Here is a 14,500-nt window from a genome sequence, read left to right as displayed (position 1 = left end):
GTGGGGCATTCTCGTTCGCCAAGTTGTTCTCTGGCACGCCACATGGCTCGTCAATTCGGCGACTCACCTGTGGGGCTATCGTAATTACCAGACCGACGAGGAGAGTACGAACAACTGGTGGGTTGCGCTGGTTTCTTTTGGCGAGGGCTGGCACAACAACCACCACGCCGACCAACGCTCGGCGGCCCACGGGCAGCGCTGGTTTGAAATTGACTTAACCTATGGTCTCGTTCGTCTGATGGGCATGCTCGGTCTCGCCTGGAGCATCAACGAGCCGAGCAAAAGGATAGTCGCCAGGCGCGTCGACATTATGGTGGACGAGGATGCGCTCCAAGCCGCGGATGAGCGCCATGTCGCCCCGGTGGTAGGAGTTCTCCACACGCAGACAGATCCGACGATTCCCATCGATGTGCCCCAGATGCCCTCAGCGGCGGAAGCCTATGAGGCAGCACTCAAGGCGGCTGGCGAGGCTAAGGAGGCTGCCGCCCTTGCACTCAAACACGTTGCCGAGGCGCTTAAACACAAACCTCAGGGCGCATTTGATGCCGCCGACCAGAAGGTAAAAGAACTCCTTGAGCGGGCGAAAGACATGGGATATGCCTCCGTTGAGCAGGCGAAACTCAGGGCCCTCCAGGCTTCCGAATTTTCCGCTCAAGCAAGCGAATTCGCTGCCCAGCACAAAGAGCGCGCCACCGAGTCAGCCCGCCATTTTGCCGAAAAAAGCCGGGCGCTGGCACAAGAGGCCTATGAGGCCGCATCGCGCGCGGCGGATGAAGTGAGCGAGGCGTTCCAGGGGATTGGGAGGCCAGTCATCAGTTCTATAATTTAAACTACAACTCATCCGATACAAGAAAGGCCGGGGGCGAATTGCCTCCGGCCTTTCTTGTCAGCTTAAAGGTTTTGAGATGCCAGCAAGGTTGTTCTAGAACTTGGTCGGCTGTGGTCTGAGAATGGGAAGCAGATCGTTCGAATAGATGTCAATCGAAGTCGACGTGTTTCTAAAGTTTCTAATTCGCGTTAAAAATATTCGCATCCTCTCAACTCGATTTCTGTCGAATTTCCCCAATGTCGTGTCACCGCTCCCGGGGCGATACATCAATTTGTGTGCTGCTCGCCATTCGGCTCTTGATCTGCTTGGGTCGGCGGCAGGGTTTAGTTTGATAAATGTTTTCAGAGCTGCTTCGGGGCGCTCTAATGCCGCTGCCATACCTTTTGCGGTGGCATGGACGAATGCCTTCGCTAGTTTTGGGTTTTTATTAATAAAAGATTTTGGCGTAGCGAGAACTAGTGAATAAGGATTCACGCCAGCGCCGTAAAAGGGAAGGGGGGTGATATCTTTACCCTTCCTCCGAGCCGCAGCCCTGTATTGATAGTCGTTCATGAGCGATGAGGCAACGGCATCGACTTTTCCCGTTATCAAGGCGGGTAATAAATCACGTGGTGATAGGTTCACCCATGATATTTTTTTTAAATTCACTTTTCCGGCTGTTTTGAGAGCTGGAAACATGATGCGGGGAAAAGAGGAGCGTGGTGCGGCGATGCGCATTCCGTTTAGGTCCGAAAGGCTGGATATATCGGGTCGCTTGAGGGTGAAGATCGCGTTTGGGCTGTGGCCGAAATATGCCATAACGCCCACGGCCTTAACATCGTCGGCCCGGCTAGCAAATAATTCAGTCGCCTCGGCGATGGCGAATTGAGCTTTTCCCGAACCAAGGGAGTCCATGGCGTCCCGGCTGCCCCGTGTACTCTCAATAACGGCATCGATTCCGCTTTTTTTGTAGAACCCGGCGGCCTGCGCATAGAAAATAGGCACATGTGCGCCACCGGGAAGCCAGTTGAGCATAATTGTCACTTTGGCGGCTGAGGCCGATTGTGGGTGGAAAAAAAGGGCGTACGCCAAAAAAAACAGGACAGCAAACATCCTTTGAAAATAGGAAAATGTATGTAAACGGGCCATATTCGCTCCTGCCTGGGGTAGATGGGCCTCAATTTGGCGGTGAATGTATGTTGAATTAGAATAAGGGCTATACGGCGACGGCTCAAGGTCTTATATGCAACTCGGGAGATGTGGCTGTTTTAACCCCGCTCCGCCTTGACACCCTCGCTCGTGGTCCATAGATTAAACCGTCTTTTTTCAGGGACTAACCTGCGTAGTGTCACTTCGCTCGCTGGGTGGGGTGTGCGTATGCGATTTCTTTTTACAAGGTAGCTGAAGGGGCAAAGTCATGAGCAATGCTGAAGACCTATTGAAAGACCTAAAGATCTATTATGACACCGACGCCGATCTGAACTTGCTTCAGAATCGCACGATTGCCGTCATTGGTTACGGGAGCCAGGGGCGTGCGCATGCCCTGAACTGTCAGGACAGTGGCGCCAAGGTTGTGGTCGGCCTCCGCAAGTCGTCTCCTCGTTGGAAGCAGGCCGAGGACGATGGCCTTGAGGTTATGGAGACGGCCGAGGCTGCCAAAGCGGGTGACATGGTTGTCATGCTTACCCAGGACCATCTTCAGTCCGTTATCTGGAAGGAAGACATCGAGCCCAACATGAAGGATGGCGATGCGTTTGTTGTCGCTCACGGCTTCAACTTGAACTACGGACAAATTATTCCGCAGGATAACATCGATGTCGTCATGATCGCGCCAAAGAGCCCAGGCCACACCATGCGCTTTCAGTATGAGGACGGTCGCGGCGTTCCTGGGCTTCTCGCTGTATTTCAGGACCATACCGGCAAAGCTCGGGACTATGCGCTGGCCTACGGCAAGGCCGTTGGTTGTGCCAGAGCCGGAATTATCGAGACGACGATTGAAGAAGAGACAGAGACCGACCTGTTTGGTGAGCAGGCGGTTCTGTGCGGCGGTATTTCAGAACTCATCCGTGCAGCCTTCGAGACGCTCGTCGATGCGGGTTATCAGCCAGCGCTGGCCTATTTCGAATGTCTCCACGAGGTGAAGCTAATCACCGACCTGATCTATCAAGGCGGCATCACCATGATGCGCTACTCGGTCTCCGATACCGCCGAATATGGCGACATTTCGCGAGGCAAGCGGGTGATAGATGAGGGTACCCGTGAGCGCATGAGAGGGATCCTTCGAGACATTCAGTCTGGCGACTTTGCCGGCGAGTGGATCAACGAGAACATGGTGGGACGTCCCACATTCAATACCACGGTGCGCAAGGAGAAGGAGCATCCAATCGAAATTGTTGGCGCACGCCTACGCTCGATGATGCCCTGGATTCAGGAGCGAGAGGTAAAGTAGACATTTTATTGTAGATGAAATAAAAACCCCGGCTGGCTGGTTACTTGCTTTGCCGGGGTTTTTTTTGTCTTGAAGTGACTTATTTAGGATTAAAAGCAACAAATATGAAAAAAACCTCCTAAATATTGGAATGCTTGTTGAAAGATAAGGTATTGAGACTTATCCTTTATGGGTAGACGATTTGCCGCTTTATTAAACTTGGTTCTGTATCGGGAGGATGAATGAACGTTAAACGGGTAAAATTTCTTATTGCTGGTGCTGTCCTATTCAGCGCATTCATCTTTTTGTTTTTAACGAGTTTTAAGAGTGAAAACCTTTCCTATTTCCTCACCGTCGATGAAATTTCGGCTAAAGGCAAGGATCTTGCCGGGCAGGGTATTAGGGTAGAGGGAAAGATTGTTCCTGCCTCTTTGTCGCGTGACTCAGAGGCCATGCACCTTTCCTTTAACCTTCAAGGTGAAAAATCCACTCTTCCTGTGAGTTTTACGGGTGTTCCTCCCGATTTGCTTGAAAACGGATTTCCCGTCATCGCAGAGGGGAAGCTCAACGAGCGGGGGGTGCTCATGGCGAAAAATTTAATGGTCGCATGCCCATCGAAATTCGAGGAAATGAAAAACTCGGGTGAAAAGATGCCAACCACGAACGAACACAAGACTCTCATTAATAATGCAGCGGCCCAGGATGCCCAGGTGAAAAACTGATTCTGCCCTCCGCTCACCGATTTTTCGGTGTGAATATTGTTCCTTGAATCACAAATATTTTTAGGAGACTTCAATTGTTTCTGATTGATCTGGGAAACTACGGCCTGTGGGCTGCCTATGCTCTGGCTTTGTTTAGCGCTATCGCCTCAATTTGGGGCGGGTTGTATAATAAGCCCGAATTTGTCACGGCGGGCCGAAACGCGGCAATATCGGTTTTTGGATTGGTCTCGGCGGCGAGCGTGGCCCTGATTATTTTGCTCATGACGCGCGACTATCGCGTGGAGTATGTTGCCAGCATCGTAGACAACGAATTAAACGCATTCTACCGCTTCAGTAGTTTCTGGGGTGGTCAGGAAGGAAGTTTGCTTCTCTGGCTCCTGCTTTTATGTGTTTATTCCTTTATCGTTATCCGGCAAAATCGCCATCGCAACGTTGAGTTGATGCCCTATGTAACGGCAACGCTGATGATAACGGCAGCGTTCTTTCTCACCATATTGAACTTCATAACCCCGCCGTTTGACACCCTTCCCATACCTCCTCTGAACGGACGGGGGCTCAACCCCTTGCTTCAAGATTGGGGAATGGTGATTCATCCACCTAATTTGTTCTTAGGCTATGTCGGATTCGCTGTGCCTTTTGCTTTCTGCGTGGGCGCGCTGGTGAGCGGAAAGCTCGATACGGCCTGGATATCGACCACCCGTAGATGGACGCTCACGGCGTGGTTCTTTAACGGAATGGGAATACTGCTTGGCGGCGCCTGGGCGTATCGCGAGCTTGGCTGGGGTGGTTACTGGGCATGGGACCCGGTTGAGAACGCCAGCCTGATGCCTTGGCTGACGGGAACGGCGTTTCTGCATTCTGTGATGATTCAGGAAAAACGCGGGATGCTCAAGGTGTGGAACGTCTCGCTGATAATCATCACCTATATTCTCACCATGTTTGGCACGTTTCTCACTCGGAGCGGCATCGTCTCGAGTGTTCACGCCTTTGCCAACAGTAGTTTCGGCTGGACATTTTTGGCTTATATCGTCGTTGCTTTGATAGTTAGTTTTGGATTACTGATTTGGCGTCTGCCAAAACTTCGCAGCGAGCATGAATTGGAGAGCTTTTTCTCTCGTGAGGCAAGTTTTCTCCTCAATAATGTTGTCCTTGTCGGCCTTACATTCGCCGTTTTCTGGGGAACGTTGTTTCCCGTGATTTCAGAGGCAGTAAAAGGCATCAAGGTGACGGTCGGGCCTCCTTTCTTTAATCAGGTGAACGTTCCCATCGGTCTATTGTTGATACTTTTGGCGGGTATCTCGCCGCTGCTTGCCTGGCGGCGCCCATCGGCGAAAATGCTACGCAAGAATTTCACCTATCCCGTCATGGTTACATTGGTTTCGTTCGCAGTGCTCATCACCCTCGGAATCAGACACGTTTACGCGACATTGGCGTTTGGGCTCTGCATATTCATGATCTCAACAATCGTTTTGGAGTACTACCGGGGGATTTCTGCCCGCCAGCGGCATCAGGGCGACGGATTTTTTTCGGGTGCCTGGGAATTGACGATGCGAAACAAGCGCCGTTTCGGAGGCTATATCATACACTTCGCGATGGCGATCATCTTCATCGGTATCGCCGCCTCCTCGGCTTATCAACAGGTTGGTGAAGTGCGTCTCTCGCCTGGCGAGAGTTTTCCCATGGAAGGGGTGCGGCTTAGGTACGACGGGATCCGGCAAACGAGAAACAATCAGTATCAATCCGCTTTTGCCCGACTCTCGGTATACAAGTCAGGGCGCAAGCTAGGCGAGATCGAGGCCGAAAAACGCCTCTATTTCACGCCACCCCAACCGACGACTGAGGCGGGTATTCGTTACGGTCTTACCGAGGATATTTATGCCGTTTTTGCTGACGTGGACGACGACGGCTCGGCTACCTTTAAATTTTTGATCAATCCGCTCATCAACTGGATCTGGATCGGAGGATTTTTCTTCATGCTGGGAGTAATCGTCTCTGTTCTGCCCGAGCGCTGGGGGCGACGGAAGCGGCGGGTGTCTCCCTCGGCCGCGAGGGCTTAGAGGTATGGAATATGTGAGCCTTGGTGCGGTCACGATTATCGTTGTCACCGCCTTTGCCTTCTCGCTTTGGCCAATGTTCCAAGAGGCGAGCGCTTATGATGCATCGGGGGTAGGTGATGGCGACGGAGCTGGAGAAGATGTTGCCCGCCTTCTTATCGAGCGTGAAAATGCCTACCGAAACATCAGGGAAGTCGAAATGGACCGGGAGATGGATAAACTTGCGGACGAAGATTATGAGGAGATGATCGACCAGGCCAGGGCGGGGGCGCTTGATGTACTAAGACGCCTTGAGGCAAGAGGGGTGTCTGAGGGGATGGTGCCTGCCCATCTCAGTGAGGGTGGTGCGGTGGATGTTGCCTATCTGCCCGAGGTGACTTCTGCAGTAGCAAAATCAGGAGCCGGGGAGCTTTCTCTCAATGAGCGCCTTGAAGCTGAGATTCACCAGTACCGCAAAGTCCGTTCAGAAGGCGAACAAGGAGTTGCCGATAAGTCTGGTGCGGAGGCTGAAATATCGGCAGCCATGAATTTTTGCCCCTCGTGCGGCGCTCCTATCAAGGGAGAGCATAATTTTTGTTCAAGCTGTGGGAATAACCTAAAGTGAAATATCGAAATAGTATATATGTGTTTGTTATTGTTGTATTTATGTCGTTATTTACATTTTTTGACGGCACTGTCGATGCGGCCTCCGATGGGGGAGTAAAAACGCCTTCCGCCACACAGTCGCCTGCTGTGGCATCAAAACCCGAGACGACGACTGACACCTCAGCACTCTCGCTAGAGCGAAATGTCTTGTTTATAAGGCTTCTAAAAGGGTTCTACGAGGTCCGCGAAATACTCATGTTCGTGAATAAGGGCAAGAAAACGATTGTCTCGAAGGATGGCGCTCCCACGCTTCGCTTTATATTGCCTAGCACCAGCAACATACGAAATCCGCAGGCTACCCTTACTGCTCCGATACAAGGACTCGACCCGAAAAACATCCGACAGAGCGGCTCTGAAATCGTCTCCACCGATTCAATAGCTCCCGGCTCAAAACTAGTGGGCCTATTTTATCGTATGGCGGATGAGTTTGGCGGATTTGTTGCGCAACACCCGATTATCTACGGGTCTCCCAGTTTTGCAATTCTGGCGGAAAAGGGGCGGGTCCAGCTTCAGGCAGATGGCCTCAAGCCGGGCGAGCCAGTGAAATTCCAGGACGGCGAATACGATTCGTATGTCACCGCCACACGAGCAGGCAGTGTGGTCCGCTTTTCCCTCAAGGCACCGGATTCAGCCGGTGGGCTGGTGTATTTTTATGTGGCGCTCGGCACTATATTCGTTCTGGGTGCAGGGGCGGCGGTATTGATACGGACAAGGCGAAGGAGCGGGCTTTCCCAGCAGGTTGAGCGCGAGGAACTTATCCGTGCCATCGCGGAACTCGACGACAGGCTGGCGATGAACTCGATATCGGCCAGAGAGCATGAAAATCAACGGATACCTCGCTTTAATCGGCTAAGAGAACTTTCGAAATAAATGGCCACTAATCTCAGGGCGGCTGGCGTCTCGCGGCGCTATGGCTGGCGATGGGCGCTTCGAGGAGTCGATATTTCCCTTGAAAGGGGAAAACGCATCGCTCTTCTTGGGGCAAACGGTTCTGGTAAGACAACGCTTCTCCGAGTTCTTGCCGGCCTTCTTCGTCCGAGCGAGGGGGAAGTGGTGCTGGATGGAAACTCCGTATTCACTGAAGATCGCGCTCTAATTGGCCTGCACAGCCACGACTCTCTTCTCTATCCTTCGCTCACGTTGCGCGAGAATCTGGCTTTTTTTGCCAAATTATATGCGATCGAGCGGCCCAAGGTGGGCGAGCGGGTTTTACGTTTCACTGAAAGCCTGGGTATCGCCGAGCGGCTCGATGATCAGGTGCAGTTTCTTAGTCAGGGTTTGCGGCAGCGGGCAGCCTTGGCGAGAACCATGCTCCATGAGCCGACGTTTTTTCTGCTGGATGAACCTTTTGCCGGCCTGGACCCGGTTGCCGCAGCCGGAGTCGAGGCGATTATCCGCGATATTTCGGCAGGCATGGGATTTGAGGATTCCGCCCCGCGCAACCTCCTTCTTACCGAACACGATATTCCAAGGGCGCTAAGTCTAGCGGATGAAATCGTGGTCCTCTCAAGCGGGAGGGTATCGTTGCATTCGACGGCTCGCGATACGTCGGTGGAGCAAATATCCAGTGCACTGGCGGAGGTGGGCAAGTGAATTACTTCTTCGCTATTGTTTGGGCCGTGCTCGAAAAGGATATTCGGGTGGAAATCCGGACCCGGGAGAGTTTGCTCGTTATGCTCGTGTTCGCGCTTCTGGTGCTGACGATATTTAGCTTTGCTTTTGGCCCTGGGCAAGGCGGTAAAGAGGCGGCGCCGACCCAGGCGGGTATCCTATGGGTGGCGTTTCTGTTCTCATCAGTCATTGGTTTTTCGCGATCCATGGGTATCGAGCGTGAGGGTAATGGTTTTTCGGCGATGCGGCTGAGCCCAGCAGATCCATCGGCCCTGTTTTTCGGCAAAATGCTTGCGATTTTTTTTCTTGTCGCCATCATGGAGATTGTCGGTTTTGCCGCGCTAGCCGTATTCTATCGAGCCCAGGTGTGGGAAAATATAGGGATGCTTTCCCTCGTGGCTTTCATAGCTACGGCTGGCATCTCTGCAGTGGGAACTTTGTTTGCTGCCATGACGGCGCGCACGCGCGCGCGGGACGCTTTGTTGCCCGTTCTTTTGTTTCCGCTTCTCGTGCCGGTTTTGATTGCTGCGGTGAAGGCGACGGCAGCGATTCTAGGAGGCGCTGGATGGGATGAGGCAGGAGACTGGGTGAAATTGCTCATGGCTTTTGACTTAATTTTTATCGCCGTCTCGGCGGTCACGTTCGAATTTATGCTGGAGGAGTGAGGGGGCGTCTAGCGTTTTTCACTTATTGCTAATCAGGCCGGATGGCCGAATGTAATACAGTAGAAGAATTCCTCTTTCTTGCTCAATGTTTTGGGGGATATGTTTTGGGTCTCTATGAATTGCTTTTTGTTGTGGCCTTTTTCGCTCTCGCCTGGGTAATTTGGGCTCGGGATGAGGGTGTGGACCGATGGATAGCCCTGGCCGGAATGGCGTTGTTGGTATTTGCGGTGTATGCGGATTTCTTCATCGCCCCGACGGCACGGCAGGGCGAGGCGCAGCGGATTTTCTATGTTCATGTGCCCTCGGCCTGGATCGCATTTTTCGCTTTTTTCTTGGTGTTCGTTTTTTCGATCAGATATTTAATCTGGCGCAAACTTGCCGATGACGGGCGTGCGTATGCCTGTGCGGAGGTGGGTGTGCTGTTTTGTACGCTTGTTCTTATCACTGGTCCAATTTGGGCTCGTCCCGTTTGGGGTGTGTGGTGGACATGGGACGCACGGCTGACGACATCCCTGATTTTGTGGCTGATATATGTTGGCTATCTCATGCTCCGCTCTTATTTGACGGATCGGGAGCAACGAGCGCGATTCGCTGCCGTGCTTGGGATTGTTGGTTTTCTGGATGTGCCGATTGTTCATATGTCGGTGAAGTGGTGGCGGACGCTCCATCCGGGCCCCGTGGTGATGCGCTCGGGTGGAATGAGCGAGCTTCCCACTTCCATGCATGTTGCGCTCTGGGCTTCTTTGGTGGCGTTTACCCTTGTGTTCATTTACTTTGTAAGACGCCGCGTTGCAGTGGGGCATCTTATTGATCAAGCCGAGAGCATTCGCGAATCGAGGGAGAGATAATATGGGCTATGTCGTTGCCGCCTACGTTGTTGTCTTGGGATCGATGTTACTTTACTGGTGGAGCCTGTATTCGAGAGCGGATCGCTTGAAAGCCGAAGTGTTGCGAAATGCCGAGAGCCCCGATGACGCCACAGAAATTCGAGAAGAGTAGAGCGATGAATATTTCCCATCCGTTATCAAAGTCATTTTATGGACAATTCTTTTCGGCGTGCGCCATTGCCGTGGTTCTTGCATTTGTTCCAGTGGCTTCGAGTGCCGAGCCTGCGACGGATTCAGAAGGCGTATATCTGGAACTTATCAACACGCTCATGAGCCCAGTTTGTCCGGGTAAAATTTTGATGGCTTGTCCCAGTGCGGAGGGAGCTCAGCTTCGTGAACTTGTGCGCCGCAAGGCTTTGGCGGGTGAATCGAAGGCGCAGATAACGCGCTACTTCGTCGAGGTCTACGGGGCGGGAAATGTCCTTTCTGCACCCCCGGCCGAAGGATTTTTTCTCACTGCATGGGGATTGCCTTTCGCGGCTATTCTCGCAGGGCTGGGCGTTGTCTTTGTGTTGATGCGAGCCTGGACGGGCAATTCGGCCACGAAGGAGGTTAAAGCCTCGTTCTCGGGGAAGGCCGCTTCTCTAGACGCCTCGGGCGATGCCCTTTCGGCCCGCCTCAAGCGGGAACTGGATGAATTCGAGAGCTAGTTTCTAGTTTTTGAATACTTTGCCGTGAAATTAGGGGATCTGGAAATGGTATTTGATCCAAAAGTGGTCCTGGCGCTGGGTGTGGAGGGTTTGTCGCCCGTCAAAAAGCGATCGCTTGCCAGAAAATGGATCGTATTGGTGGCTTTCTTCATGGTTTTGTTTTCGGGAACGGCTCTGCTGATTAGTAAAAATCAGGATTTGCTCATATTATTCGGAATACAAGAGCCAAAGAAAACTACTTCGGGGGATATGGAAGTTTTTAGAAACATGAGTTTTCTGCCAAATGTTCACCGGGTGGAGGCGACTAATTTTCAGCTAAAGACCCTGGATGGCCAAAATAGAACGCTCATCCAGGATCGGGGTAAGGTGGTTTTGGTGAATTTTTGGGCTACCTGGTGTCCTCCCTGTATTCGCGAAATGCCTTCTATGCAGCTTCTCTACGAGAAGTATAAAAATCAGGGTTTCGAGATAGTTGCTGTATCCGTTGATCAGGGTAGCTCTGATACGGTTCGGAAATTTGCAGAAAAACTCAATCTTAATTTCCCAATAGTTCTTGACCCCGAAAATACCGTCAAAACTGCATACCGGGTTCGAGCGTTGCCGACGAATTATCTCATTGATCGCACGGGCCACGTCGTGGCATGGGGGATGGGTGCCCGGACGTGGGATGGGGAAAAGGCTTTCGCACTCATCGAACATCTGCTCAAGGAAAAAGGCTAGGCGCTGACGGAGAAGGTTTTATGAGCACTGAGCAATCGACAGACACAAAAGTATCCGCGCACATGGCTGGCGCGCGAAACAGGGCGATAGCTATTATCCTGACGCCGATTGTCATCACGCTTGTATGGGCGCTGTGGGTGGGCCTGACGAGCGCCCCGGTGAAGAATAGCTCGAACCCTATTCCTGTTGTCGGAGAGTCAATACCTGGTTTTACTTTTCCGCTTCTCTCGGGCGGGACAGCCAGCCTGTCCGACTATCGGGGGAAAGTAGTGCTCGTTAACGTATGGGCTACCTGGTGCCCGCCATGCATTGACGAAATGCCCGACCTGGAAAATCTATACAAGCAAATGAAATCGCAAGGACTCGCCTTCGAAATACTCGGGGTGAGCATCGATGCGCTAGGGGCCGACCCTGTCAATAAATGGGTAGAGCGATTCGGCATAACATTCCCCATTCTCCTTGATCCGAGGGCAAGCATCAAAAAGCTTTATCGCACAACCGGTGTGCCCGAGACTTTTGTTATCGATCCGGCAGGGCGCCTAGTCAGAAAATTCATCGGCCCTCGAAAATGGGACGGCGCCGAAATGGTGAATTTCCTCAAGAGTATTCTCAATGCTTCCAATTCGAAGTCGTCCAAGTAGCGTTTTCGCCGCTATAGTTCAAATCCGAGATTTAGTTCTTCATTTAGCGAATAAATTTGCTCGAGTACGGCCGGTGTAATCGGTATGCCAATCCGGCGATTTTCCTCCTCCGCGATGATCTCGGGCTCGCCGTGGATGAAGATGCGCTCCTGGCCGGGCTCTTTTGCCGAATTTCGAATAATATCAAAGGTGTCTGCCATTTGCCTGAAGACACTGGTAGTGTCCCTGAAACCTTCAACTTTAATGGCTCCGAAAAAATGGCCCGTATTGGGTTTGGCTGCCCCGTCGGCACCAGCGATGCGCTCTTTGAGGTCCCCGCCCGAGAGAATGCTGCAAAGAAGCTCGACCATGAGTGAGAGTCCGTAGCCCTTATGGCCGCCTCCCCCCATGCCCTCGCCGCCGAGGGGAAGAACGGGGACATCGTGGGTGAGAATGCTGCGATCGTTAAGCTTGGGCGAGCCGTAGCTGCTGGGTACCCAGCCTTGGGGAACTTCGCGTCCTTCACGGAGGGCGGTTTCTATTTTGCCGACCGCAACCATCGTAGTGGCCATATCGAGATGGAAGTCGTGCCCTCCGGGTCCACCGGGAATGCCAATGCTGAAGGGGTTGGTTCCGAGGAGTGGATCGGTGCCGTAGGTCGCCGTGCCGCGGCGACCGCCGTTCGTCATGCTGATACCAATGTAGCCCTCTTTCATGGCCTTCATTGACCAGTAACCACAGTATCCAAAATGGCTGCTGTTTTTAACGGAGACGAAGCCACAGCCGTGTTTATCGGCCCGCGCCATGGCCTCTTCCATTGCGCGGTTTGAGGCGATGATTCCCAACCCACCGTCTGCATCGAGGACGCCTGTCGTGTCACTGCCTGGGGTGAACACCATATTCGGATTCTTATTAATGACATCATTCATAAGCCGCATCATGAAAAACTGAATTCGACCTGCGCCGTGGCTCCTTATGCCGCGCAGGTCGGCGCTGTTGAGCACATCGGCGACCAACGTGGCGTCCTCGTCTGGTATTTCCATGGCGCGGAACACAGCGGAGGTGAACTGATGGATAACCTCGTGGGGAAATCTGACGGTGCCCTCGGGCAGGGGAGTTGACTCGACCATGAAAATCTCCTTGGTGGTGGATTATGTGGATTGAAGGATTCACCATAATAACCCCTCTCATGCCTCTTGCGGAAGCCCCTCGGGCCCCTTGCCGGGGAGAGTTTGCCTCTGCCAGAATAGAGGCCTGCTGATATCTTTTTAATTTTTCATCTGGGAAACGAAATCATGGTCAAGATTGCGGTTGTGCGGGGAGATGGAATTGCGAACGAAGTGATGCCCGAGGCGGAGGAAACGCTTCTTGCTGCAGCAGAGGCCGCATCGTTCGCGGTGGAGTTGACGCATTTCGATTGGGGTAGCGAGCGCTATCTCCGTGAGGGAAGGGGTGCGCCCGAGGATGGCGTACAAGTGATACGGGATAATTTCGACGCCCTCTTTCAAGGCGCCATCGGCGATCCTCGCATATCCGGCTCCATCGTTCAGGAGCAGGTCATCATGGACACCCGCAATGGTTTGGATGCCTATGCGAATGTTCGCCCCTGCCGCCTCTACCACGAGGATTTGACGCCTCTTAAAAATCATAAGAAAGGGGAAATCGACCATGTAATATTCCGAGAAAACACCGAGGGCCTCTATGCAAACGTGGGTGGTATCTTTAAGCGCGGCACTCCCGACGAGGTGGCTCTCCAGGAGGAGGTCCACACCTACAAAGGCGTTGAGCGAGTAATACGCGCCGCCTTCACCTTCGCCAAGCGCCATGGAAGGCGAAAGGTCACTGTGGCCGATAAGGCGGGCGGTCTCAGATTTGCTGGCCCCGTTTGGAGAAGGGCCTGGGATGAGGTGAAAGCTGATTTTCCTGGTATCGAGACAAACGCTATGCATGTTGATGCCGTGGCGATGGAGTTGATTCGCCATCCGGGCGATTTCGATATCGTGGTGACGGAAAATATGTTTGGTGATATTTTGAGCGACATTACCTCGGCCCTTGTCGGTGGGGTAGGTCTTGCCCCTTCGGCAAATCTGAACATGGAGGGCGTCTCGATGTTCGAGCCGGTTCACGGAACGGCCCCGGACATTTATGGGCAGGGAATCGCAAACCCTGTGGCTGCCACCCTGACCGCAGCTCTGCTGCTGGATCATCTGGGGTGTGCCCAAGGCGCTGCTGCCATCCGCCAGGCTGTCGAGGGGGCCCTTGAGGCAGGTGAGCGGACCGGCGACATCGGCGGCTCACTCAGCACCCACCAATGCGGCGAGGCGATACGAAAACGCCTTGTCTGAGTGGATAGTTAAAGTGGTCTTGTATGTTCTGAAGTCTTGAAAGGAGTCTTTAAGTGCCTGATAAAAAAGTGTTTGTGTTGGACGATGTGCCTTTTAATCCTGTCGATTGGGGCAGAAGCAAGGTTCTCGTCAGCCCCTCGGCCAACGGCGCCGAGCATGTCCGCGTGGGCCTCACCGAATATCATCCCGACACCCCGCACGAGCCGCATAGCCATCCCGGCCAGGAGGAAGTCATTTGGGTTCTCTCCGGGAATGGCTACACCGAGACCCACGGGGAGCGCCAGGATCTCTATCCCGGCGCGGTCGCCTATATACCGGGTGGACTGGAGCACAAGACCTGTGCCG

17 protein-coding genes are annotated in these 14,500 nt (G+C 53.1%); 15 read left to right on the top strand and 2 right to left on the bottom strand.

The features are described 5' to 3' along the window. On the top strand, window positions 1-829 hold an 829-nt coding region (locus tag HOJ95_04050; GenBank protein ID MBT6393854.1), incomplete at its 5' end, for a hypothetical protein. Window positions 830-922: 93 nt separating this feature from the next. Here HOJ95_04050 and HOJ95_04045 read toward each other — a convergent pair. Continuing rightward, window positions 923-1,957, bottom strand: coding sequence for an ABC transporter substrate-binding protein (locus HOJ95_04045; protein ID MBT6393853.1), 1,035 nt, complete (start codon window positions 1,955-1,957; stop codon window positions 923-925). Window positions 1,958-2,225: 268 nt separating this feature from the next. Here HOJ95_04045 and ilvC point away from each other — a divergent pair, with 268 nt between their 5' ends. From ilvC to HOJ95_03985, 12 genes are all read left to right on the top strand, one after another. Further along, window positions 2,226-3,257: a ketol-acid reductoisomerase gene (gene ilvC, locus HOJ95_04040; GenBank protein MBT6393852.1), complete on the top strand. Its 1,032-nt coding sequence runs from the start codon at window positions 2,226-2,228 to the stop codon at window positions 3,255-3,257. A 221-nt stretch (window positions 3,258-3,478) separates the two neighbouring features. Further along, window positions 3,479-3,958: a cytochrome c maturation protein CcmE gene (locus HOJ95_04035; GenBank protein ID MBT6393851.1), complete on the top strand. Its 480-nt coding sequence runs from the start codon at window positions 3,479-3,481 to the stop codon at window positions 3,956-3,958. 74 nt (window positions 3,959-4,032) lie between these two features. Next, complete coding sequence (locus tag HOJ95_04030; protein ID MBT6393850.1) at window positions 4,033-6,015, top strand: heme lyase CcmF/NrfE family subunit; 1,983 nt, start codon at window positions 4,033-4,035, stop codon at window positions 6,013-6,015. 4 nt (window positions 6,016-6,019) lie between these two features. After that, entirely contained in the window at window positions 6,020-6,616 is a 597-nt protein-coding gene (locus tag HOJ95_04025) for a hypothetical protein (GenBank protein MBT6393849.1), read from the top strand. Next, complete coding sequence (locus HOJ95_04020; GenBank protein MBT6393848.1) at window positions 6,613-7,527, top strand: hypothetical protein; 915 nt, start codon at window positions 6,613-6,615, stop codon at window positions 7,525-7,527. The genes HOJ95_04025 and HOJ95_04020 overlap by 4 nt, the downstream gene beginning before the upstream one ends. Further along, on the top strand, window positions 7,528-8,250 hold the full coding sequence (locus tag HOJ95_04015; protein ID MBT6393847.1) for an ABC transporter ATP-binding protein: 723 nt from the start codon (window positions 7,528-7,530) through the stop codon (window positions 8,248-8,250). Next, the gene (locus HOJ95_04010; protein MBT6393846.1) at window positions 8,247-8,933 is read left to right on the top strand and encodes an ABC transporter permease; all 687 of its coding nucleotides are present in this window, start codon (window positions 8,247-8,249) and stop codon (window positions 8,931-8,933) included. Before HOJ95_04015 ends, HOJ95_04010 begins: the two co-directional genes overlap by 4 nt. A 41-nt stretch (window positions 8,934-8,974) precedes the next feature. After that, window positions 8,975-9,781: a cytochrome c biogenesis protein CcsA gene (gene ccsA / locus HOJ95_04005; GenBank protein ID MBT6393845.1), complete on the top strand. Its 807-nt coding sequence runs from the start codon at window positions 8,975-8,977 to the stop codon at window positions 9,779-9,781. A 1-nt stretch (window position 9,782) separates the two neighbouring features. Then, window positions 9,783-9,932, top strand: coding sequence for a hypothetical protein (locus HOJ95_04000; protein ID MBT6393844.1), 150 nt, complete (start codon window positions 9,783-9,785; stop codon window positions 9,930-9,932). Between the two features lie 4 nt (window positions 9,933-9,936). Further along, window positions 9,937-10,470, top strand: a complete 534-nt coding sequence (locus tag HOJ95_03995; GenBank protein MBT6393843.1) for a hypothetical protein — start codon at window positions 9,937-9,939, stop codon at window positions 10,468-10,470. Between the two features lie 45 nt (window positions 10,471-10,515). Then, complete coding sequence (locus HOJ95_03990; GenBank protein MBT6393842.1) at window positions 10,516-11,190, top strand: TlpA family protein disulfide reductase; 675 nt, start codon at window positions 10,516-10,518, stop codon at window positions 11,188-11,190. A 20-nt stretch (window positions 11,191-11,210) separates the two neighbouring features. Next, on the top strand, window positions 11,211-11,831 hold the full coding sequence (locus HOJ95_03985; GenBank protein ID MBT6393841.1) for a TlpA family protein disulfide reductase: 621 nt from the start codon (window positions 11,211-11,213) through the stop codon (window positions 11,829-11,831). An 11-nt stretch (window positions 11,832-11,842) separates the two neighbouring features. Here HOJ95_03985 and HOJ95_03980 read toward each other — a convergent pair whose 3' ends face one another. After that, complete coding sequence (locus HOJ95_03980) at window positions 11,843-12,940, bottom strand: Ldh family oxidoreductase (protein MBT6393840.1); 1,098 nt, start codon at window positions 12,938-12,940, stop codon at window positions 11,843-11,845. Between the two features lie 165 nt (window positions 12,941-13,105). Here HOJ95_03980 and HOJ95_03975 point away from each other — a divergent pair, with 165 nt between their 5' ends. Together HOJ95_03975 and HOJ95_03970 are read left to right on the top strand one after the other, a co-directional pair. Further along, window positions 13,106-14,155: an isocitrate/isopropylmalate dehydrogenase family protein gene (locus tag HOJ95_03975; GenBank protein MBT6393839.1), complete on the top strand. Its 1,050-nt coding sequence runs from the start codon at window positions 13,106-13,108 to the stop codon at window positions 14,153-14,155. A gap of 53 nt (window positions 14,156-14,208) precedes the next feature. Continuing rightward, window positions 14,209-14,500, top strand: a 292-nt coding sequence (locus HOJ95_03970; GenBank protein MBT6393838.1) for a cupin domain-containing protein, incomplete at its 3' end; no start/stop codon positions are given.

The organism is Nitrospinaceae bacterium, from assembly GCA_018669005.1.
Classification (GTDB): Bacteria; UBA8248; UBA8248; order UBA8248; family UBA8248; genus UBA8248.
The sequence above is the reverse complement of the archived record's forward strand: the minus strand, read 5'-3'. Positions and strand labels throughout refer to the sequence as shown.